This window comes from Ruegeria sp. BHSA123, from assembly GCF_059613425.1.
Genome location: NZ_JBXWSL010000005.1, coordinates 39231 through 61428 on the forward strand (window position 1 = coordinate 39231; position 22198 = coordinate 61428).

At 57.8% G+C, this 22198-nt stretch carries 24 protein-coding genes; 13 read left to right on the plus strand and 11 right to left on the minus strand.

From position 1 onward, the window contains the following. Positions 1–59: 59 nt before the first annotated feature. Positions 60–782 carry a zinc-ribbon domain-containing protein gene (locus tag AC2FNC_RS03990; protein ID WP_480475061.1) on the plus strand — a complete coding sequence of 241 codons (723 nt, stop codon included), beginning with the start codon at positions 60–62 and terminating at the stop codon, positions 780–782. Positions 783–785: 3 nt separating this feature from the next. Here AC2FNC_RS03990 and AC2FNC_RS03995 read toward each other — a convergent pair whose 3' ends face one another. The 4 genes from AC2FNC_RS03995 to argH form a co-directional block, all read right to left on the minus strand. Beyond that, entirely contained in the window at positions 786–3269 is a 2484-nt protein-coding gene (locus AC2FNC_RS03995; protein WP_480518636.1) for a TIGR02302 family protein, read from the minus strand. A 96-nt stretch (positions 3270–3365) separates the two neighbouring features. Next, positions 3366–4631 carry a diaminopimelate decarboxylase gene (lysA, locus tag AC2FNC_RS04000; protein ID WP_480518427.1) on the minus strand — a complete coding sequence of 422 codons (1266 nt, stop codon included), beginning with the start codon at positions 4629–4631 and terminating at the stop codon, positions 3366–3368. 304 nt (positions 4632–4935) lie between these two features. After that, entirely contained in the window at positions 4936–5136 is a 201-nt protein-coding gene (locus AC2FNC_RS04005) for an argininosuccinate lyase (RefSeq protein ID WP_480518426.1), read from the minus strand. After that, positions 5133–6521, minus strand: a complete 1389-nt coding sequence (gene argH, locus AC2FNC_RS04010) for an argininosuccinate lyase (protein ID WP_480518424.1) — start codon at positions 6519–6521, stop codon at positions 5133–5135. Before argH ends, AC2FNC_RS04005 begins: the two co-directional genes overlap by 4 nt. Positions 6522–6542: 21 nt before the next feature. On the opposite strand from argH, the gene AC2FNC_RS04015 reads away from it, so the two are divergent. The 10 genes from AC2FNC_RS04015 (at position 6543) to yddG (ending at position 14369) form a co-directional block, all read left to right on the plus strand. Further along, positions 6543–7109 (plus strand): TlpA family protein disulfide reductase, encoded by a 567-nt coding sequence (locus AC2FNC_RS04015; protein WP_496714669.1) that lies wholly within the window; start codon positions 6543–6545, stop codon positions 7107–7109. A gap of 63 nt (positions 7110–7172) precedes the next feature. Continuing rightward, complete coding sequence (locus tag AC2FNC_RS04020) at positions 7173–7298, plus strand: hypothetical protein (RefSeq protein ID WP_480554220.1); 126 nt, start codon at positions 7173–7175, stop codon at positions 7296–7298. A gap of 114 nt (positions 7299–7412) precedes the next feature. Beyond that, positions 7413–7799: a hypothetical protein gene (locus AC2FNC_RS04025; RefSeq protein ID WP_480554221.1), complete on the plus strand. Its 387-nt coding sequence runs from the start codon at positions 7413–7415 to the stop codon at positions 7797–7799. Then, positions 7796–8767, plus strand: a complete 972-nt coding sequence (locus AC2FNC_RS04030; RefSeq protein WP_209506579.1) for a sterol desaturase family protein — start codon at positions 7796–7798, stop codon at positions 8765–8767. Before AC2FNC_RS04025 ends, AC2FNC_RS04030 begins: the two co-directional genes overlap by 4 nt. Positions 8768–8858: 91 nt before the next feature. Then, entirely contained in the window at positions 8859–9047 is a 189-nt protein-coding gene (locus AC2FNC_RS04035; RefSeq protein ID WP_480475045.1) for a hypothetical protein, read from the plus strand. A 103-nt stretch (positions 9048–9150) separates the two neighbouring features. Further along, on the plus strand, positions 9151–9984 hold the full coding sequence (locus tag AC2FNC_RS04040; protein ID WP_480554222.1) for an EAL domain-containing protein: 834 nt from the start codon (positions 9151–9153) through the stop codon (positions 9982–9984). A gap of 190 nt (positions 9985–10174) precedes the next feature. After that, positions 10175–11350 carry an acetyl-CoA C-acetyltransferase gene (locus AC2FNC_RS04045; RefSeq protein WP_480475041.1) on the plus strand — a complete coding sequence of 392 codons (1176 nt, stop codon included), beginning with the start codon at positions 10175–10177 and terminating at the stop codon, positions 11348–11350. A 187-nt stretch (positions 11351–11537) separates the two neighbouring features. Further along, positions 11538–12260 (plus strand): acetoacetyl-CoA reductase, encoded by a 723-nt coding sequence (phbB, locus tag AC2FNC_RS04050; RefSeq protein ID WP_209506587.1) that lies wholly within the window; start codon positions 11538–11540, stop codon positions 12258–12260. A 298-nt stretch (positions 12261–12558) separates the two neighbouring features. Continuing rightward, on the plus strand, positions 12559–13506 hold the full coding sequence (locus AC2FNC_RS04055; protein ID WP_480622938.1) for a transcriptional regulator GcvA: 948 nt from the start codon (positions 12559–12561) through the stop codon (positions 13504–13506). Beyond that, positions 13503–14369 (plus strand): aromatic amino acid exporter YddG, encoded by an 867-nt coding sequence (gene yddG / locus AC2FNC_RS04060; RefSeq protein ID WP_480554225.1) that lies wholly within the window; start codon positions 13503–13505, stop codon positions 14367–14369. Before AC2FNC_RS04055 ends, yddG begins: the two co-directional genes overlap by 4 nt. Here the strand turns inward: yddG and AC2FNC_RS04065 are convergent. From AC2FNC_RS04065 to AC2FNC_RS04075, 3 genes are all read right to left on the minus strand, one after another. Beyond that, complete coding sequence (locus AC2FNC_RS04065; RefSeq protein WP_083445267.1) at positions 14366–14530, minus strand: YdcH family protein; 165 nt, start codon at positions 14528–14530, stop codon at positions 14366–14368. The two genes, yddG and AC2FNC_RS04065, sit on opposite strands and share 4 nt — an antisense overlap. 131 nt (positions 14531–14661) lie before the next feature. Then, a complete protein-coding gene (locus AC2FNC_RS04070; RefSeq protein ID WP_480554226.1) occupies positions 14662–15426 on the minus strand; it encodes a tRNA1(Val) (adenine(37)-N6)-methyltransferase in 765 nt (254 codons plus the stop codon). Further along, positions 15423–15638: a putative signal transducing protein gene (locus AC2FNC_RS04075; RefSeq protein WP_050604033.1), complete on the minus strand. Its 216-nt coding sequence runs from the start codon at positions 15636–15638 to the stop codon at positions 15423–15425. The genes AC2FNC_RS04070 and AC2FNC_RS04075 overlap by 4 nt, the downstream gene beginning before the upstream one ends. Positions 15639–15694: 56 nt before the next feature. On the opposite strand from AC2FNC_RS04075, the gene AC2FNC_RS04080 reads away from it, so the two are divergent. Beyond that, complete coding sequence (locus tag AC2FNC_RS04080; protein WP_480554227.1) at positions 15695–16693, plus strand: polyprenyl synthetase family protein; 999 nt, start codon at positions 15695–15697, stop codon at positions 16691–16693. Here the strand turns inward: AC2FNC_RS04080 and AC2FNC_RS04085 are convergent. The 4 genes from AC2FNC_RS04085 to soxR form a co-directional block, all read right to left on the minus strand. Beyond that, the gene (locus tag AC2FNC_RS04085) at positions 16686–17507 is read right to left on the minus strand and encodes a 4-(cytidine 5'-diphospho)-2-C-methyl-D-erythritol kinase (protein WP_480554228.1); all 822 of its coding nucleotides are present in this window, start codon (positions 17505–17507) and stop codon (positions 16686–16688) included. The genes AC2FNC_RS04080 and AC2FNC_RS04085 overlap by 8 nt on opposite strands. Then, a complete protein-coding gene (locus tag AC2FNC_RS04090; RefSeq protein WP_496714670.1) occupies positions 17497–19209 on the minus strand; it encodes a tetratricopeptide repeat protein in 1713 nt (570 codons plus the stop codon). The genes AC2FNC_RS04085 and AC2FNC_RS04090 overlap by 11 nt, the downstream gene beginning before the upstream one ends. A gap of 103 nt (positions 19210–19312) precedes the next feature. Further along, positions 19313–20959, minus strand: coding sequence for an electron transfer flavoprotein-ubiquinone oxidoreductase (locus tag AC2FNC_RS04095; protein ID WP_496714671.1), 1647 nt, complete (start codon positions 20957–20959; stop codon positions 19313–19315). 136 nt (positions 20960–21095) lie between these two features. Continuing rightward, on the minus strand, positions 21096–21551 hold the full coding sequence (gene soxR / locus AC2FNC_RS04100; RefSeq protein WP_209598669.1) for a redox-sensitive transcriptional activator SoxR: 456 nt from the start codon (positions 21549–21551) through the stop codon (positions 21096–21098). An 80-nt stretch (positions 21552–21631) separates the two neighbouring features. On the opposite strand from soxR, the gene AC2FNC_RS04105 reads away from it, so the two are divergent. Further along, entirely contained in the window at positions 21632–22012 is a 381-nt protein-coding gene (locus tag AC2FNC_RS04105) for a VOC family protein (protein WP_480518401.1), read from the plus strand. Positions 22013–22198 lie beyond the last annotated feature (186 nt).

Genomic DNA, 22198 nt, shown 5'->3' on the forward strand with positions numbered 1-22198 from the left:
AACGGAATATCATCCCTGAAAAAACTATTATCGGCCCTTCACCCGGTCGAGGAGGCAGTATGCGTCTTACATGTCCGAATTGCACTGCGCAGTACGAAGTTCCTGACGAGGTCATCCCCGAGGAAGGCCGCGACGTGCAGTGTTCGAACTGCGATCAAACCTGGTTTCAGGCCAAGCATCCATCCGAGCCGACGGTTGAACCGAACGCGCCCGAGGACAAGCCTGTTGTGGCAGATACACCTGACACCGAGGTCGAGGCCCAGAAGGACGCCGAGCCCGCAGAAAAAACAGCGCCAGAGGTTGAAAAACCTGCTGCATCCACAGGAAATGTTGCCCCATCAGTCGCCAGTATCCTGAAAGAAGAAGCCGCACGAGAAGCAGAGTTGCGCGCGCAGGAAGGCGGCGGCCTGGAAAGCCAGCCCGATCTGGGCCTAGAAGCCCCACCAGAGCCAAAGGTCAGGCCCAAACGCCCTGCAACTTCGGAAACCGCCGTTGATGCCGGGCAAAAGGATGCACTGCCGGATGTCGATGCCATCAACTCGAGCATGCGGTCCGACCCCGCAGAAGATGTGGCGCAGGCGCCCCGCAAGTCCGGCGGGTTCTTGCGTGGTTTTGCGCTGATGCTGATCATCGGCGTGGTTCTGTACCTGATCTACGGGAATGCCCGCCAAATCAGCGAGGCTGTACCGCAGGCCGATCCGCTGCTCAGCTCATATGTGTCGCTGGTGGATCAGGCGCGAATCTGGCTCGAAACTCAGGCAGGATCTGGAGCGCAGAACTGAGAGCTAGAACCGCTCCAGCAACCGCTTGAGGTATTCCAACTCGATCTGGGGACGGTCTGTTTCACCGGTCCGGCGACGGATTTCATCCAGCAACTCGCGGGCCCGGCGATAGACATCTTCGCCTTGCAACAGGTTCTCGTCGGTTGAAATCGAACCCGCAGCACCCGGGTTTCGGCCCAGCGGATCGCGGTTGTTGGCCTGCATGTCGCCGTCTTGTGTTCCCTGCCCCGGTTGGTTCTGCTGTTCCTGCGCCATAGCTTCACCCAGCGACCGCATCCCTTCGCGCAACGCTTCCATCGCTTCGGACTGACGGTCGATAGCTTCGGCGAGATCATCGCCACGCAGGGCCTGCTCGGCCTCGTCCATGGCACGCCCGGCCCGATCCAGCGCTTCGCGGGCGGCGTCACCTTCGGGTGTGCCGACACCGGGCAGTCCTTGTTGCTGGCGACCCAGCTCGTCTCTCAACGCTTGCTGTCGGTCGGCGAGCGAACCTTGCCCCTGCTCACCGTCTCCGGCCTGATCCGAACCTTCACCCTGTCCGCCCTGCCCTTCGTGGCTTTGCCCCCGACCTTGACCACCGTTGCGACCTTCGTTCCCTTGGCTTTCACCTGATTGCGCGCCGGGGTTGAACTGTTCCTGCAAATCACGAAAGGCCTGATCGCTAAGACCCTGCTGTTCGCGCAGGGTTTCGGCGAGACCTTCCATGGCCTGCTGGCCTTCAGATTGCTGCCCTTGGCCCTGACCCTGAGTTACACGCATGTTCTCCATCATCTGCTGGAATTCTTCCAGCGCCTGCTGAGCTTCGGCCATGCGACCTTGTTCCATCAGTTCCTGAATACGGTCCATCATGCGTTGCAGGTCATCCTGCGTCATTTGCAAAGATTCACCATTCTGGCCGGGCTGACGCTCGCCGTCTTCACCATTTTGCTGTGCCAGCCGTTGTAATTGCTGCAGGTAATCCTGCGTCGCCTCGCGCAATTCCTGCATCAACTCCGCTATTTCTTCATCGCTGGCCCCGTTCTTCATTGCTTCGGTCAGACGTTCCTGCGCGCGGCGCATTCGTTCCAATGCATCCGCCAGCGTCCCGTCCTCGATCAGTACGGCAAGGTCCCACAGGGCCTGTGCAATCTCCTCTTGTTGTTTGGGTTTCAACCCGTATCGATGAAAAGTTTCCAATCGCCGCAGAACAACCCGCAGACGCAGATAGGCTGTGTCAGAACGAAACAGTTCCTCAGGGCGGTGCGACACAGCCCTCAGGACTTGCGAGACACGAGGCGCATTGGAACGCGACCAAAGCAAGTCGCGCCTTTGCTCAATCACGGCTGCCGCCAGCGGATCAAAGAAGCGCCGTGCTGGCAATGCCGTCGCATAGGGATCCGAAGACGTTTGCTGATCCGCTGCATCTGTTGCCCTCAAGGTAATCCTGACCGGCAGATGCGCCCACGGATGTTGCGAGAAATCCTCGATCAGGTCTTCGGTGAAATCTGCGCGGTCACCGGTGATCGGCATGGGTAATTCGATTTCGATCACCTCGCGCGGCTCTGGCTCGACCGCCAGTCCGTACCGACGGTCAATCGCCGCCTGATCCAACTCGATCCGGGCCAAGCCCGAAACCACGCCGTAATCATCGCTGGCGGAAAATGGCAGCTTCATCTGCCCGCCCGCTTCAGACTCGGCGGTTCCGGAAACCGCGATCTTCGGAGCCGCGTCATCAATGACCAGCACCGACCAGTCCTGCCCCGCCGGTCCATCTATGCGCAACTGACCCGAGCGTTCGGCGACAAACTCCAGTTCCGGGTCTGTTGCCGCCTCGGTTCCGCTGGCAGAACTGCTCTCGGTCAGACTATGTGCGCCGACCTCACCGTACAGTCTCAAGGTGATGCGACTGCCCTTGGGAACAGAAAGCGCCGCCCCCGTTTGGTCGGCAAGATATAAGGTCGGCAAACCTGTGTATCTGGGGGGTTCCACCCATCCTTCCCAAGTTGGACCCTGTCCAGCCACGGCCGTGCCCGGGGTCATGTCCGCCACTGAACCCACACGCCACAACGATCCAAAGATCAGCGCCACAACAAATGCCAGCAGAGCGGCATAGCGCAACGCATACGGGTCGCGCGACGCAAGCCGAAGATCTGGTTTCACAGCCTCAGCAGTGGCCGCACGCTGTGCCATGCGGGCTTTGTGCGCCTGCCACAAGGCAACCGAGTCCCCATCGTTGGCACCGATTGCCTGATCATCGAGCAAAGCCTGAATCGGTCGACCGGGCAGAGCCTCATCCAGCCGCGCCAGCGCATCAGCGCGGGACGGCAGTTTGAATTTCGTGACACCCCGGACAGATGCTGCACCAAAAGATATCAACGACAGCGCACCAGCACCCCAGACAATTTCAACGGGCAGATGATCCTGCAACCCCAGCATCAGAGCGGCGAGCAAAGCCAGAACAATCGAGAACGCAGGCCAGAACGCGCGCAGCACCTGTTCAGCCACCATACCGAGATGGGTTAGCCACAGGGACAGGCGCGGAATGGGCAGGTTCGTTCTGTTGGTCAAGACGGGCCTCCGGGACGGGCCCGCGCGGTTATCGCGTCAAAGCCACGATGGTATGGTATCGCGGTTTATGATTTCGTCAAAGCTTGGCCGTTCACGAATGACTGCAAATTGATCGCCATTCACCAGAACTTCGGGGATCAACGGGCGGGTGTTGTATTCGCTGGACATCACCGCACCGTATGCACCCGCGCTGCGAAATGCGACCAGATCACCCGATTTCAGCGGCGGCATATTGCGCTGCTTGGCAAAGGTATCCCCGGATTCGCAGACCGGACCGACAATGTCGTAAGGGCGCTGTTCCACACCGGCGACAGGTTCCTGCACCGAAACGATATCGTGGTAAGCTTCGTACATTGCGGGGCGGATTAGGTCGTTCATCGCCCCATCAAGGATCAAAAAGTCGCGACCTTCGCCTGATTTCACATAGATCACCTTGCTGACCATGATCCCGGCGTTGCCCGCGATCAGGCGTCCGGGCTCAATCTCGATCTCACAGCCCAGATGGCTCAGAGTTTTCTTGACCAGCGCACCATATTCAATCGGCAATGGGGGTGCGTTGTTCGACCGGGTGTAAGGAATGCCCAGACCACCACCCAGATCGAGACGCCGAATGTTGTGACCTTCAGAGCGGAGGCGTTCGGTTAGCTCGGCCACCTTTGTGTAGGCCAGCTCATACGGTTCAAGTTCGGTCAGTTGCGAGCCAATATGAACGTCGATGCCGATCACCTCCAGCCCCGGCAGGCTGGCGGCGTGGGCGTAAACTTCCGAGGCGCGGGCAATCGGAATGCCAAACTTGTTCTCAGACTTGCCGGTGGCAATCTTAGCGTGCGTCCTGGCATCGACATCCGGGTTCACCCTGACGGTGATCGGCGCTATTACGCCAAGATCAAGCGCAATGGCGTTGATCACTTCCATCTCGGGCTCGGACTCGACGTTGAACTGGCGAATGCCACCGCTCAGCGCTATGCGTATCTCGTCCGCTGTTTTCCCCACACCTGAGAACACGATTTTGTCACCGGGAACACCAGCCGCCTTCGCCCGCAGATATTCTCCACCCGAGACCACGTCCATCCCAGCGCCTGCTTGGGCCAATGTCTTAAGGATCGCCTGATTGCTGGCCGCTTTCATCGCGTAGCAGATCAGATGATCGGTGCCGTCCAATGCGTCATCGAACAGTTTGAAATGCCGCAACAATGTAGCCGTGGAATAGACGTAGAACGGTGTTCCAACCGCGGCTGCAATTTCGGAGACGGGGACATCCTCGGCGTAAAGCGCGCCGTCGCGGTACAAAAAGTGATCCATGCTTGCGCGCTTAGACCATAAAAGGACTTCGGATCAATGGATTCCGTATCCTTGGTCCCGGTTTAGTTTTGAGTTGAAACACCAACTCGGCCATAGCCCGAGATAGAAATGCCGGTGCCCGATTGTTTTGGTTCGGCCGCAGGTTCCGGGCGTCGCGCTGACGAAGGCTCACAGGCCGCCAAAACCGCAAGTGCACAAACCAGTCCCAGAATTCTCATCTCAATACCATTCCTTTGTGTGACAGGTGATCGATACGCGCGCGCAACATGAGGTGTCAGGACCGGAGGCGCAACACGCAAAGGGGTCAGAATCCAAGATAAATGCCCAGCGGCCCGCGACTTAGGCCGACACCTCCGCCGACATACGCACCGCTTGATCCAACCCCGATTGTGGCACTGACCGCGGGCTGAGGGGCAGTTGGTTGGTCAGGCTCGCCATCAGCCCCGCACCCGGCCAGTACCAGGCCGGAAACCGTAATCAGGATCGCACGTAGCGCGGTCGTCATACCATTGCCTTCCATCGTTCGATCTGGACCCGCACCTGATCGGGGGCGGTACCGCCGTAGGACTGGCGCGAGTTTACCGAATTGTCGACGCCAAGGACAGAGTAGACGTCATCCGAAATTTCACCATGGACCGATTGCATATCGTCCAGTGTCAGGTCGGGCAGGTCACAACCCTTACCCTCGGCCATGGCCACCAGTGATCCGGTGACGTGATGCGCATCCCGGAACGGCAGGCCCAGCACGCGTACCAGCCAGTCGGCCAGATCCGTCGCGGTCGAGAAACCCGAGCCGGCGGCGGCGGCAAGGCTGTCGCGGTTGGCGGTCATGTCCTTGACCATCCCTTCCATCGCCGCCAGCGCCAGCATCCAGTTGTCGGCGGCGTCAAAGACCTGTTCCTTATCTTCCTGCATGTCCTTTGAATAGGCCAGCGGCAGGCCCTTCATCACCATCATCAGCGCGGTGTTGGCCCCATAGATGCGCCCAACCTTGGCGCGGATCAGTTCAGCTGCATCCGGGTTCTTTTTCTGCGGCATGATCGACGAGCCGGTCGAAAACCGGTCGGACAGGGACACGAAACGGAACTGGGCCGAAGACCAAATCACCAATTCCTCGGCAAAACGCGACAGGTGCAAGGCGCAGATCGAGGCGGTCGACAGGAATTCCAATGCAAAATCGCGGTCGCTGACGGCATCCAGCGAGTTGGCGGCGGCGCGATCAAAGCCCAACGCCCGCGCTGTCATATGGCGGTCGATGGGGAAGGATGTGCCTGCCAGCGCGGCAGCCCCCAACGGGGATTCGTTCATTCGGGCACGGGCGTCGCGGACTCGGCTCAGGTCGCGGCCAAACATCTCGACATAGGCCATCATGTGATGCCCCCAAGTTACGGGTTGCGCAGTTTGCAGATGGGTAAAGCCCGGCATGACCCAATCGGCGCCTGCTTCGGCCTGCGCCAAAAGCGCGCGGATCAGGGCCAGAATACCGGACTCCGCCGCATCAAACTGATCCCGGACCCACAGTTTGAAATCCGTCGCCACCTGATCGTTACGCGAACGCCCTGTGTGCAAACGGCCTGCCGGCTCGCCAATGATCTCTTTCAGCCGCGCCTCGACATTCATGTGGATGTCTTCCAGCGCGGTCGAAAACTGAAACGTGCCGCTCTGGATTTCTGACAAAACGGTGAGCAGCCCTTCCCGAATGGCCTGCGCATCACTATCACTTATGACGCCTGTGGCAGCCAACATGGCCGCATGGGCGCGCGAGCCTGCGATGTCCTGGGCTGCCATCCGCTGATCGAACCCGATCGAGGCATTGATCGCCTCCATGATCGCGTCTGGACCGGCGGCAAAGCGGCCGCCCCACATCTGGTTCGAGGATTGATCGGTCATGTAAGAAAACCCGGAGTTGATATGCGCCTAATTCGTTTGATCCCCCTTTATATGGCCCTTGCGCTGGGTGCAAACGCCGCTTTTGCGACCGATGCAGAAACGCTGGCTCCTCTGCGGGAAGACAGCCTGAAACGTCTGATCCTGCACGAGGAGCCCAAACGGGCAAAAGTGATCGAGTTTCAGCGGGAAGATGACGGGGGTGTCGGCACGCTGGCCGATTATGAGGGTAAGTATGTTCTGCTGAACTTCTGGGCCACCTGGTGTGCCCCCTGCCGCAAAGAAATGCCGCAGATCGCCGAATTGCAGGACGAGTTTGGGGGTGACAAGTTTCAGGTCCTGACCCTTGCCACAGGCCGCAACTCACCAGCAGGGATCAAGAAGTTCTTTGAAGAGAATGGCATCTCCAACCTGCCGCGTCATCAGGACCTCAGCTCGGCTGCCGCGCGCGAGTTTGGCATCATCGCGTTGCCCATCACGGTCATTCTGAATCCCGAAGGTCAGGAAATCGCGCGGCTGATCGGTGATGCTGAATGGAACTCGGATAGCGCGAAGGCGATTATCTCGACGCTTGTTGGCGCAGAAAACTGAGGAAATAGCCTTAATATCAGCAAATCTTGATTTCCTCCGGGCATTCAACTCGGAGGATTTTTGATGAATTCTATTGCAGGAGTTGCCGCGATGGCGGGTGTTTTTTGGATGGCCACCGATGCTGCTACCACCAAAGATGTACGCAAGAGAGGCAAGGGAGATCAAGTAACCTACATGATCTCCGACTAGTATTCCTGCTTGTCGGATGGCTGCGATCAAAGCCTTGGTTTTGGAACACAGCTGACGCGACGCCACCTTTGACAGTGTTTCGACTCCTTTGCACTCTGCGCTAAGGAGGACGGAATGCCGCTGGAAATTCTATTGGTGTTGGTCGTTGGGGGCATAGCCGGGATTACGCTGTTGCTGCATCTGACAGGCAAGTCGCGGTTGCATGTGCTGACGCCGGACACGGCGCCACGCCAGTGGCTCCGGCATTTTCCCGATGACACGGTGATCGGCGTGACAATCGCCCATGACGGTCACGCGGCGCTGGTGCGGACACAGAATGGGGCCGGGTTGATCTGGTCCTTCGGGGCCGACACCGTTGCGCGGCAACTCCAGGATTTCGACTGGCTTGAGACTGCCAATGGCATCGAAGTTCGGTTTCACGACTTCAGCACCCCACGCGCGACCCTTCACCTTGACCAGACCGAACGCCAACACTGGCAACACTTGATGAGGCCCGCATGACAGACCAGGTAAGCTTCCCCGATGCGGTGCAATGGGCCGTCCCGTTTTTCATCGCTGCTATTCTGGCAGAATTCCTGTGGATCGCAGTCAAAGGCAAAGGCGGTCGGTATGAAACGCGCGATGCGGTGACCTCGCTGATCATGGGGGCCGGGAACATCGCGTCGGGCTTTTTGCTGGGCTTTATCGCCTATGCGTTTTTCATGTGGCTTTGGCAGATCACTCCTCTGGATCTTGGCACGTCAATTCCCGTTATCATTCTGTGCTTTGTTCTGGATGATCTTCGCTATTACTGGGTACATCGTTTTGGGCATCGCATTCGCTGGGTCTGGGCCAGCCATGTCAACCACCACAGCTCGCAGCACTACAATCTGACCACAGCGCTGCGGCAAACTTGGACCTATACCTTTACGTTCATGATGGTCGTTCGCGCGCCGCTGATCCTGCTGGGTTTCCATCCGGCCATGGTTCTGTTCGTTGGCGGATTGAACCTGATCTATCAGTTCTGGATTCACACCGAGGCCATCGGCAAGATGCCCCGATGGTTTGAGGCGGTCATGAATACCCCCAGCCATCATCGCGCGCATCACGGCCGAAACGCACGGTATCTGGATTGCAATTACGCCGGAGTTTTCATCATCTGGGACAAGATGTTCGGGACATTTGTGCCTGAACAGGAAAACGACCGGGTCGATTACGGGCTGGTTCACAATATCGGCACCTTCAACCCTTTGCGCGTTGCGTTTCACGAATGGGTCGGCATCTGGCACGACGCCACGCAGCCCGGCCTGACACTGCGGCAACGTCTGGCCTATTGTTTCGCACCGCCGGGTTACAGCCACGACGGCAGCCGCGACAACTCGGAACAGATAAAAGCTAAGCACCTGGCTCGCCACCCCGAGGACCGGGGAACGCCCGGATTTGAGCAGGTCGACAAGATTCTGCCGAAAGGACAGGCGGAACAGGCCTGACACAGCTGTCAGGCCCCACTACGACTTGAACTCCAGCCTTTGCACGCCATATCGGTCATTGAATGTGGCGCATAGTTGAGCGAGGGGCGGCATGAAACGTTTGGCAACCATTTCGACCTTCGTCGGGTTATTTGGCCTGTTGCTGGCCATGCTTGCCGCGCTCGGCAGCTTTGTTGGCACGCTGATCGCACTGGGTTTTGTCCTGATGATTCTGGGTGCGACAGGAGCCCTTCTTGGAGCCGCGGTATCACTGGCCCGTGCCGGACATTCCGCGCGCTGAAACCGCATTAAGCAACTTCTTCTGACGCTTTAACCGCAGATTCATCTGTTTGCCCCGAAACTGTGTCAAAACACCTGTTTCGGACACAAGAGAATCTGCGCCTATGGGAAACAAAAAGCTCGCCAATCTTCCCGAAGGGTTGGACACCCCTTTGAATGCAGCAGTGTCAACACGGGATCGTTCGGTGGTTCAGATGGCAACCGATGCTGTGAAGCACAAGCAATGTCGGTTGGCCTTTCAGCCAGTTGTTCAGGCGCACCCGCCGCATGGCATCGCGTTTTATGAAGGGTTCATTCGCGTGATGGATGAAACAGGGCGTGTTATACCCGCCCGCGAATTCATGCCGCAGGTTGAAAACACCCCGATCGGACGTGATCTCGACTGCGTCGCGTTGGAACTTGGTCTGCGCACGTTGGTGAAGAACCCCCAGATCCGCCTGTCGATCAACATGTCCGCCCGCTCGATCGGTTATTCCAACTGGTCCGGTATACTGGACCGGTTTCTGAAACGGGACCCGCAGCTGGGCGAACGGCTGATCCTAGAAATCTCCGAAAGCTCTTCCATGCAGGTGCCTGAATTGGTGGTCGACTTCATGGACCGCCTTCAGGATCGCGGCATCGCCTTTGCGCTGGACGACTTTGGTGCCAGCAACTTCAGTTTCCGCCACTTTCGCGAATTTCTGTTCGACGCCGCAAAGATCGATGGTCAGTTTATCAGGGGTATCAGCGACAGCCCCGACAACCAGGCTTTGGTGCGGGCCTTGATTGCCGTGGCGCGTGAGTTTGAAATTCTGGTCACTGCCGAATCGGTCGAAACACAGAAGGATGCGGCATTTTTGCTTGCAAGTGGCGTGGATTGCATGCAGGGCTTTTTGTTCGGTGCGCCCAGTGTTTCACCCCCGTGGAAGCAGGAAAGAAGTTCAAAAACAGCAAGTTGATCCGTGGGTGATCGACATTTTTCCGCCATTTCCCAAGCTGAGACAAGCTGCCCGTTGCTGCAAGTGCAGCATTACGCTATTGCAGAAGTACTTGAGCGGGGGATAACGGGGCGCTCTTGTTTCGAGAGGGAAACTCTCGGCCTGCGCCGTCAGACATTCCGCCAGATAATGACGGTAAAGGACTGATCATATGACCAACGTAGTAATCGCATCCGCCGCACGAACAGGTGTTGGCAGCTTTAGTGGTTCGTTTGCGAACACCCCCGCACATGATCTGGGCGCGGCCGTCCTGGAAGCAGTTGTCGAGCGCGCCGGGATTGAAAAAGGCGAAGTCAGCGAAACCATCATGGGTCAGGTTCTGACTGCGGCTCAGGGCCAGAACCCGGCTCGGCAGGCGCATATCAACGCCGGTTTGCCGCAGGAAAGCGCCGCCTGGGGAATCAACCAGGTTTGCGGCTCGGGCCTGCGTGCCGTCGCATTGGGCGCTCAGCACATCCAGCTGGGCGATGCCGATATCGTCGCCGCTGGTGGCCAAGAGAACATGACCCTGTCACCCCACGCCGCCGCCCTGCGCGCGGGTCACAAGATGGGCGATATGAAATATATCGACACCATGATCCGCGATGGTCTGTGGGATGCCTTCAACGGCTATCACATGGGTCAGACGGCGGAAAATGTTGCCGAGAAATGGCAGATCAGCCGCGACATGCAGGATGAATTCGCTGTCGCTTCGCAGAACAAGGCCGAGGCGGCGCAAAAAGCTGGCAAGTTTGTCGACGAAATCGTGCCCTTCACCATCAAGACCCGCAAGGGCGACATCGTGATGGACAAGGACGAATACATCCGCCACGGCGCTACAATGGAAGCCATGGCAAAGCTGCGCCCCGCCTTTACCAAGGACGGATCGGTCACAGCTGCAAACGCTTCAGGCCTGAACGACGGCGCCGCCGCGACCCTGCTGATGTCGGCTCAAAACGCAGAAAAGCGCGGAATCGAACCTTTGGCTCGCATCGCGTCCTACGCAACTGCCGGGCTGGACCCGTCGATCATGGGCGTTGGCCCGATCTACGCTTCGCGCAAGGCATTGGAAAAAGCAGGTTGGTCCGTCGACGATCTGGACCTGGTTGAAGCCAACGAAGCCTTTGCCGCGCAAGCCTGCGCAGTGAACAAGGACATGGGCTGGGACCCGTCGATTGTGAACGTGAACGGCGGCGCAATTGCCATCGGCCACCCGATCGGTGCATCAGGTTGCCGCGTTCTGAACACGCTGCTGTTCGAAATGAAGCGCCGCGACGCAAAGAAAGGTCTGGCCACCTTGTGCATCGGCGGCGGCATGGGTGTCGCCCTGTGTGTGGAGCGCGACTAAGTGCGTCAATAACCAAATAGAAAAGGGCGTCCATGGGACGCCCTTTTTTGTTACACTGGGGTCGTACCCCTTAGATGCGACGATATTGCCATCCGAAATAAACACCTTAACGACGAAACAATATTGCGCACAAGCATCTCTCAAAGTAACAGCATTACCAAGGCGACTAAAATTGGAGGAGTCCTAAATGGCACGTACAGCACTCGTTACCGGCGGTTCCCGCGGCATTGGCGCAGCAATTTCCAAGGCGCTCAAAGCCGAAGGATATAACGTTGCGGCCACCTATGCAGGGAATGACGAAGCCGCCGCGAAATTCACCGAAGAGACCGGCATTAAGACCTACAAGTGGAACGTCGCCGATTATGACGAATCCAAAGCAGGTATCGAAAAGGTTGAGGCCGAGGTTGGCCCCATCGATATCGTTGTCGCCAACGCTGGCATCACCCGTGATGCACCTTTCCACAAAATGACACCCGATCAGTGGAAAGACGTGATCGACACCAACCTGACCGGCGTGTTCAACACTGTGCACCCTGTCTGGCCTGGCATGCGCGAGCGCAAGTTTGGCCGTGTCATCGTCATCAGCTCCATCAACGGTCAGAAGGGCCAGTTCGCTCAGGTGAACTATGCTGCGACCAAAGCTGGCGATTTGGGCATCGTGAAATCTCTGGCGCAGGAAGGCGCGCGGGCGGGCATCACGGCCAACGCAATCTGCCCCGGTTATATCGCAACCGAGATGGTGATGGCGGTGCCTGAAAAGGTACGCGAATCGATTATTGGCCAGATCCCTGCCGGTCGTCTGGGCGAGCCTGAAGAGATTGCACGCTGTGTGACCTTCCTGGCCTCGGACGAATCTCAGTTCATCAACGGCTCGACCATCTCGGCCAACGGTGCTCAGTTCTTCGTCTGATCCAGGCTTGTGAACAAAAAAACGGGCCGGCCCCTTTGGACCGGCCCTTTCTGATCCCGTAAGAACGCGCGCGCTGCGATCAGCGGGAACCCAATACCCAATTCCACATCTGCCGGACCACCTTGCCACGCTCTTCATGAGCGCGCAGGATCGCCACTTGGGCGGCGGGATTTGTTGTCATCTCGATCATGGAAGCCGCCTTTCAATTCAGTTTTGCTTGACCTGATGTGAATATGAAGGTCACCTAAAGCCGTGACAAACGAAGTTTCCTGAACCTTCAGTTAAGAATTTCTTGGCTATGAGTGATTATCTGCCCCCACTTACCGCGCTTCGGGCTTTTGATGCCGCGGCCCGGCACATGTCCTTCGCGAAAGCGGCGGAAGAGCTGCACGTGACGCCAGCGGCCCTGTCCTTTCAGATCAAATCGCTTGAAGAGCATCTGGGCCGCCCTCTGTTCCGCCGTCTGAACCGCGCTGTGGAACTGACCGATGCGGGCCGCGCCCTGGCCCCCGGCGCGGCAGAAGGCTTTGCCACCTTGCAAGCCGCGTGGCGTGCCGTACGCAGGCAGGAGGATGACACCGGACTGACCGTCACTGCAGGTCCGGCGCTGACCGCAAAGTGGCTGGCGCCTCGCCTTTACGAGTTTGCCCGTGCGCATCCGGAAATCGATCTGAAATTCTCGGCCACGTTGCGCAATATGGATCTGGAGCGGGATGATGTGGATGTTGCCATCCGGTTTGGCAATTCCGCCGATGAGGGGCTGTATTCCGTACCTGTAAGAAAGGAGTGGCTGACTCCGGTCATGACCCCGGAGCTGGCGGAACAATTCACCACGCCAGACAGCCTGCGCGACGCACCGTTGATCCACGACGATTCGATCAACTTTCTGACCCCACCCTGCGACTGGCCTGCCTGGTTCCGCGCTGTGGGTATCGATTTCACACCCACTCATGGGGCGCATTTTTCCAACGCAGATCACGCGATTGACGCCGCTGTCGCTGGTGTTGGTGTCGCCCTTGGACGGCGTGCCATGATCCTCAAGGACTTGACCGAAGGTCGGCTGGTTGCCCCCTTCAAGGTCGCGCTGGAAACGCAGGGCCGGTTCCGATTCCTGTGCCTTCCGGGGGCCGAGAAACGTCCTCAGATCGCAGCATTTCGGGATTGGTTCCTGACCGAGATTGAAAAGACCGCGCATATTTCGGATGAGTTCGACATTATTCCGATCGAAGAGGTTTCCGGATCATGACCAAAACGCGCGCAACAGCCATCGGTTTTGGGGCCGTACTATTATGGGCTTTGCTGGCGCTTTTGACCGTCGGCTCTGCACCTACACCGCCTTTGCTGCTGAACACGATCTGCTTTTCGATTGGTGGTACACTTGGGTTGATCTGGACAGCCGCAACCGGTGGGTTCAGCGGGTTGAAACAGATCCCCTGGACGACCTACCTGTTCGGTTCATTGGGCCTGTTCGGGTACCACGCATTGTATTTTTCAGCCCTACGCATGGCCCCCGCGGCCGAGGCCGGACTGATTGCCTATCTCTGGCCCCTTCTTATCGTTCTGTTTTCCGGCCTGCTACCGGGCGAGCAGCTTCGCGCTGGTCACTTGATTGGGGCGTGCCTTGGCTTTGCTGGGGCTGCTTTGATCATCACCGGAGGCGGGAGCGCAGGTTTTCAGGCGCAACATCTGCCAGGATACACATTGGCCCTGCTTTGCGCGATGACATGGTCAGGCTATTCAGTTCTGTCACGCAGATTGGGTGATACACCCACCAGTTCGGTTGCGGTCTTTTGTCTGATGGCTGCGTTGGCTTCGGGTCTGCTGCATCTGGCCGTTGAAGACACCGTGCTGCCCGACTCGACACTAGGGTGGGTTTCTGTACTGGCACTTGGCCTTGGGCCCGTTGGGCTGGCCTTTTATGTTTGGGATATCGGGGTGAAGCAGGGTCATATTCAAATGCTCGGGACCTCATCTTACGCGGCCCCGCTATTGTCGACACTTGCTTTGGTGATGGCCGGGATCGCTGCCCCATCCTGGGGGCTGGCGATCGCGGCTTTTCTGATTACCGGCGGGGCCTTGATCGCGGCCCGTTCCAGTTTGAAATCTTAAGCAGACAGTCGCTCGATCTCTTCCTTCAGCTTGAGCTTCTGTTTCTTCAGCTGGGCTATGTGGAGATCATCGATGCCTGGCGAGCGTTGGGCTTGTTCTACTTCTAGACCGAGAGATTCATGCTTTTTCTTCAGTTCTGTCAGATGTGCGCTCACGCTCATTGCGATCCTCCTTTTATACGTGTCTGTATGTCACGTAAGAAGTTGATCACATCGTTTCCACCCTGTCACGCTGCAGACGCACAGAATCTGAAACAAATCCGACAAAATCGGCTGGACATTGCCGGTCGTCGTCAGAACCCGGGCAGGGCAGCGGCCTTCCGAAGCACAGCCGAAACCGCATCCGTATAGCTTTCGCCGTCTTTTTTGTGACGTTCACCCGCGTGCAGAATCAAAGGTGGGTGGAGGCGAAATGCCGCACGCCCTCCTTTGCGGGCGCGCAGAATGATCAGTTCAGCCTCTCGCCCTGTCCGTGGGCTTAGCGGCAACAACTCTACCGATCCCAATCTCCCTTGGCACGCTGCCAGCATGTCGGGCAGTCGATCGGCTTTCTGGATCATGTGCAGGTACCCTTTTTGCGCAAGGCGTCTGGCAGCCACTGCAATCCAGTCGGCCAACTGGGTGTCTTCGCTCAGGGCCACACTTCTTCCAGCATCCTTTGCAGGGCTATGCGCCCCCGCCCGATAATAGGGCGGATTCGCAATGACGTGATCGAACTGGCGCTGCCGAAGCGCCTCGGGCAAAGCGGTCAGGTCAGCTTCGACAACTTCCAGTTCTATCCCGTTGATTTCCGCGTTTCTACGGGCCAATTCCGCATAGGCGGGCTGGAGCTCGATACCTGTCACGTGCAAACCGGGCACTCGTGAGGACAAGCAAAGAATGGCGGCACCGGCACCGCACCCCAGCTCCAACACAGACTGACCTGCCCTGACCGGAACGGATGCGGCAAGCAATACCGGATCGACCCCGGCACGATAACCCGACTGAGGTTGCAGCAACCGGATCCTGCCCCCCAGGAAATCATTGCAGCTGAGTTCACCATCGGAAAACCGGTTCATCGGCCCAGCGGAATTTCATTGTCGCGCATCACACGTTCGGCACGGGTCAGGTCTTCGGCGCGAACCATCAGTCGGCGGGGAAAGATCCCGATCCCACCTTCGAGGATGCTCATATTTACGTCCATCTGAAAGCAGTCTATATCCTCGCCTTCAAGGAGAGCGGATGCAAAGGCCAGGATCGTCGGATCGGTACTGCGCAATAGTTCTTTCATGGGGATGGATGTAAGGGCAAGGCGGGGCGGAAGTCGAGCCTTGTATCAGGAGTGTGATGACCGTCGGCATGATCTCAAAACCGCATGAGCGCCTCGCTGAAATTCTGGCGGGTGAAATGGAGGCTGTGAACACGTTGATCCGCGCCCGGATGGCGTCGGACCATGCCCCACGTATCCCCGAAGTGACCCAGCACCTGGTCGAGGCAGGCGGAAAGCGCCTGCGCCCAATGCTGACATTGGCAGCGGCGCGGCTGTTTCGCTATTCAGGTGAGCACCACGTGCGCCTTGCTGCCACGGTCGAGTTCATCCACACCGCCACCCTTCTGCACGACGACGTTGTGGATGAGAGCGCCCAACGGCGCGGACGCCCGACCGCAAATCTACTTTGGGATAACAAATCCAGCGTGCTGGTCGGTGATTACCTGTTTTCCCGCAGCTTCCAATTGATGGTCGAAACGGGTTCGCTGCGGGTTCTGGATATCTTGGCTAATGCCTCAGCAACCATCGCCGAAGGCGAGGTGCTGCAAATGACCGCGGCAACCGACCTGCGTACAGATGAAAGCGTTTACCTACAGGTCGTGCGCGGCAAGACAGCAGCTTTGTTTTCAGCTGCGACCGAGGTGGGTGGCGTGATCGCCGGTGCATCGGAAGAACAGATCAAAGCTCTGTTCGATTATGGTGACGCATTGGGGATCGCATTCCAGATTGCGGACGACCTGCTGGATTATCAGGGTGACAGCAAGACAACCGGCAAAAATGTGGGCGATGATTTCCGCGAACGAAAGCTGACCCTGCCTGTCATCAAGGCAGTTGCACAGGCCACGCCCGAAGAACGCGCGTTCTGGGAGCGTACGATCGAAAAGGGCCGCCAACAGGAAGGCGATCTGGATCATGCGCTGGGCCTGATGGACAAATACGCAACGCTGGAAGAAACCCGGCAGGACGCATTGGGCTGGGCGAACAAGGCAAAGGCATCTTTGGATGTTCTACCTGATCATGAAATTCGCAGCCTGCTGCGCGAACTGGCCGATTACGTGGTCTCGCGCCTTAGTTAAGCTGCGTCGCGCGGCACCACCAATCAGGATGCGCCGCACCGATCTCATAGGCCGCGAAATGCGCGTCTTTCATTGTGGGGTACAGCGCATAACAGGTCGAGCCGGAGCCCGACATGCGCGTTACAAGGGCACGATTGGTCATGTTCAACTCGTCCAGAACCTGCTCGATCTCAGGTGCAACGCCCATGGCAGGTACCTGCAGGTCATTGCGTTGATCACGCAACCACAGGGCACAGACTTCAGCGTCTACAAAATCTGGGACTAACTCAGGCATCGGCGGATTGTCTCTGGACGACAATGCGTTGAAAACGGCATTTGTCGGCACCGGCACATTCGGGTTGACCAAAAGGGCGGGTAAGTGCGGAAGGTTCACCGCCGCCAAACGATCGCCAATGCCTTGCATTCTGATCGCCCGGCTTTCCAGGCAAACGGGCACATCTGCCCCCAGTGACAACGGCAAGTCAGGCGGGACGTCACATCCCTGCCCTGCCAATGTCCAAAGCGTGGCGGCCGCATCCGATGACCCACCCCCTATACCTGCCCCGTGGGGCAGCGACTTGATCAGGTCTACATGCCCGGTCCAGCCGACGCCTTCGGCCGCTTTCCAGACCAGATTACGGTTGTCCGTGGGCACGCCTTCAGCAAACTCCCCAATCACGTCCATAGACAGTTCGGGGCCGGGTGTGAATGTCAACTGATCGCCCAGATCAGCAAAAACCACTAACGAATCCAACAGGTGATAACCGTCCTTACGACGTCCGGTCACATGGAGGGTCAGGTTGATCTTGGCGGGCGCAAACGCCTTAATTTCCATTTGCGACTTTCAAAGGTTCCGCACCTTCTTCGGCCAGAACGGCGCTTAGTCCGACTTCGATCTTGCGTCGAATGCGATCCGGGTCAGCCTCGCCATCCGTGTCTTCGGGGTCAACGAAGGACAGAGCCCGTTTCCACTGGAACTCGGCCTCACGCGCTCGTCCAACAGCCCAATAGACGTCCCCCAGATGATCATTGACGACCGGATCAACGGGCATCAGCTCGACCGCGCGCTCCATATGCTCGACCGCTTCTTCGTAACGACCCAGACGGAACAAAACCCAACCCAGACTATCCACGATGTAGCCACTATCCGGGCGGGCCTCGACCGCGCGCTGGATCATGTCCAGCGCTTCATCCAGCTTTTCTTTCCTTTCTACCAAAGAATAGCCCAGATAGTTCAGCACCTGCGGCTGATCCGGATTCAACTCCAGCGCCCGGCGGAAATCGGATTCAGCCTGATCCCACTGCTTCAGCCGCTCGTGGCTTATACCGCGCGCGTAGTGCAGGAACCAATTCCCGCCTGCCTGACTGTCCGTCAAACCAATCGCAGTGTCATAAGAGGCAACCGCAGCCGCATAGTTTTCCTGACGACGTTGAAGATCTGCCAGAGAAACATGGACGCTGGGTAAATCAGGATTTTGCAGCGCCAGGTTTTGCAGAACTTCAATGGCCGCATCGGTTTTTCCGGACTTGTCCAGGATTTCGGCCCGTCCAAGTTCTGCGGCATGGTGGTCATTACTGCCGGCCGGGACCATGCGATAGGCGGCAACAGCCAGATCATACTGTTGCAGCTTATCCAGCAATTCCGCGCTCAGCAGAATGGCGTCCACGTGGTCAGGGCGCAGAAAACTCGCCAGTCGTGCGTAAAGCAGGACGTAGTCAGCCGAAGCCTCGCTGTTCAATGCGGCACCAACGGTAAAGAATATTTCCGCCATTCCATCCAGCGCAAAACCAGCGTGGGTGAACGGAAGCGTCTCGCCCGCAGTCAATTGGCCGGTATAGGCTTCAATGGTCGGATCGCTACCGGAAACAAACACATCGTCCAGAAACTGTATGGCGTCTTCGTTGCGATCCAGCTGTGACAGCACCTCTGCACGGGCCAGCGCGGCCCGACGCGAGAACCGCGCAACCGCGCCGTTGTTATCCGCAAAAATCACCTCGGCACCTTCGAAATCGCCGATAGAGGCCAGTGCCATGGCTTTGTGATACAGCGCAAATTCCCTGAGGCCTTCCTGCGTTGCCACGGCATCGAACTGATCCATGGCCTTTGTCATTTCACCTTGCCCCAGATGGGCCCATGCGATCATCAGCCCATCAACCAAAGGACCGATCCCCTGCGTTTCAGGGTCACGCGCCAGAAGTTCGTCAAACTTGCCGTCTGCGATCAAATTGGCCGAAATCGCCATGCGCGCGGCCTGGCTGGGAATGTTGGCTTCCTCGATCTGCTTTGCAACAGGTAAAGCACGGGCAATTTCCCCCAGCGCAAGGCGGGCGACAACAACGCTTTCCAAGAGCAGCGCGTTTTCCGGATCAAACCTGAGAGCCTGGGCGTAGTATCTTTCCGCCGCAGAATAGTCGCTTTCGTAGATCGCCTGACGCCCGGCCAGATAAGAACCGGCACCCGATTCTGAAAAGGCCGGAACTGCGACCGACGACATGAGCAGCACGGACAATGCCGCGCGACGAACCAGGGAAACCACCGAAATCCTGCCTTGCTATCGTTGACTGACGGTTAAGCTAGGGCTTCGGTCGGCAAGAGGCAATGGCAGAGCCTTCACGACCCTGCCATTGCCGGTTTTTTGCTTACATGTTCGGATAGTTTGGTCCGTCGCCACCCTGCGGCGTGGTCCAGGTGATATTCTGGCTTGGATCCTTGATGTCGCAGGTTTTGCAGTGAACGCAGTTCTGGAAGTTGATGACGAATCGCGGACCGTTGTCATCCTCGACCATTTCATACACGCCTGCCGGGCAATAGCGCTGCGCCGGTTCGTCGAACTTGGGCAGGTTGACCTTGACCGGGATATCCGCGTCCGTCAGGCGCAGGTGGCAGGGCTGGCTTTCCTCGTGATTGGTTGCCGCAAAGGACACGTTGGTCAGACGGTCAAAGGACAGCGTCCCATCGGGCTTGGGATAATCGATCGGCTTGTGCTTGCTGGCTTCCTCAGTCGACTGGGCATCGTTCTTGCCGTGTCCCAGCGTACCAAAGAACGAAAAGCCCAATGTGTTGGTCCACATGTCCAGGCCACCCAGCACCAGCGAGGGGATCATGCCCCACTTGGACCACATCGGCTTGACGTTGCGCACCTTCTTCAGGTCCTTGCCAATCGCGCCATTGCGAACGTCGGCCTCGTAAGCGGTCAGCTCATCGCCCGAACGGTCAGCCTTGATCGCGTCATAGGCGGCCTCGGCGGCAGCCTTGCCCGATAGCATCGCATTGTGGTTGCCCTTGATGCGCGGCACGTTGACCATGCCCGCTGAACAGCCCAGCAGCGCAACGCCCGGCGCCACCAGCTTGGGCATCGACTGAAGACCACCCTCGGTGATCGCACGGGCACCGTATGCCACGCGCTTGCCGCCTTTAAGCAGCTCGGCCACCATTGGGTGATGCTTGAAGCGCTGGAACTCCATATAGGGGTACAGGTGCGGGTTCTTGTAGTTCAGGTGAACCACAAAGCCGACATAGACCTGATTGTTTTCAAGATGGTAGATGAACGATCCGCCGCCTGCGTTGCCGCCCAGAGGCCAGCCCATTGTGTGCGTGACCGTACCTTCCTTGTGCTTGGCCGGGTCAATCTCCCAGATCTCTTTCATGCCGACGCCGTATTTCTGCGGCTCTTTGCCGACAGACAGGTCATATTTGGCGATGACTTCCTTGGACAGTGATCCGCGCACACCTTCCGACAGGAAGACGTATTTGCCGTGCAGTTCCATGCCCGGCTCAGTATTGGGGCCATAAGAACCGTCCGCTTCCAGACCAAAGACACCAGCCACGACGCCTTTGACTTCGCCATTGTCGCCGTAAACCAGCTCGGAACAGGCCATGCCGGGGAAGATTTCCACGCCCAGCTCTTCGGCCTGCTCGGCCATCCAGCGGCAGACATTGCCCATCGACACGATATAGTTACCATGGTTGTTCATCAGCGGCGGCATCGGGAAGTTGGGGATTCGGATTTTGCCTGCCTCACCCAGCATGTAGAAATTGTCTTCATGCACCGGCACGTTCAGCGGAGCACCTTTTGCCTTCCAATCCGGGATCAAAGCGTCCAGCCCGCAGGGATCGAGAACTGCGCCAGACAGGATATGAGCGCCCACTTCTGAGCCTTTTTCCAACACGACAACATTCAGATCCGCGTCCAACTGTTTCAGTCGAATGGCCGCCGACAGGCCCGCAGGACCTGCGCCTACGATCACCACGTCATATTCCATTGCTTCGCGTTCAATCTCGGCCATCGCGGGCTCCCTAGCTTACTTTCCGAATTGGCGCTGTCACTGCAGGATCTGCGCAATTTTGTTTCACGGCTGATTACATGGTCAGAAAGACTTTGGTCAATCGAAACACGGCGTAACAAGGGCGCTATTCGACACATCAGTCCTCTGGTGCATCACCCATCAGGTATCTGGGACCGCTACCATGAGATTTTGCCCTGTCATCGGGGTTATAAAGCTTGCATTTCGGCAAGCTGAGGCATCCGCATCCGATGCAGCCGTCCAGATTGTCGCGCAATCGCATCAGGGTATCGATTCGCTGGTCCAGATGAGTGCGCAACCGCACGCTTATGGCTTTCCAATCCTGCGGTGTCGGTGTTCGCTTTCCCGGCAAGCCCGACAAGACCTCGCGGATTTCAGGTAAAGTCAGGCCGAACTGCTGCGCGATCATGACAAAGCTCAGCCGCCGGATATCTGCCCGCTGGTAACGTCGCTGCCCACCCGCATTGCGCCAGGGCGCAATCAAACCCTGTGCTTCGTAATACCGTATCGCTGAAACGGCCAACCCCGTACGTCGGGCCAATGCCCCGATTGCCAACCCTTCTGAAACAGCCATGTCATCCTCGAAGAAATACCTTGACCTAAAGTTAGGTTTAGAAATTACGGTGAGTCGAAACAAGCCAAAAAGGAGATCCCATGATGGCAACGCTTGAGCATACCAATTTCACTGTCAGCGACCCACAGGCCTCGGCCGCCTGGATGCAGCAGGTCTTTGGCTGGAAAACACGGTGGGAAGGGCCCGCAATATCAGGCGGATATACAGTGCATGTCGGATCGGCACACACCTATCTTGCGCTTTACAAACCCGATGCGCCGAAACCATTGGTCGAAAGCAGCTACGATGTCGTCGGCGGGCTGAACCATGTTGGTGTTCTGGTCGAAGATATCGACGCAACCGAGGTCAAGGTGCGCAAGGCGGGGTTCGAACCCCATAATCATGCCGATTACGAACCGGGGCGTCGGTTCTATTTCAGGGATGACAACGGCATCGAGTTTGAAGTGGTTCAATATGATTGAGATGCTGTGGCTCTGCACGCCTTCGAGGCGATGGTGCAAGGGCGGGCAACCGGACCATCGCCACAGGCCACACCCGAAACAATCCAGACGGCACGATGTTGCGAATTGATCGCTGCACCTGCTGACACCTCTTGCAATTCACGTGGTATTTGGGTCAGGTAATCGTCAACCTAGGACTCGCCCCGA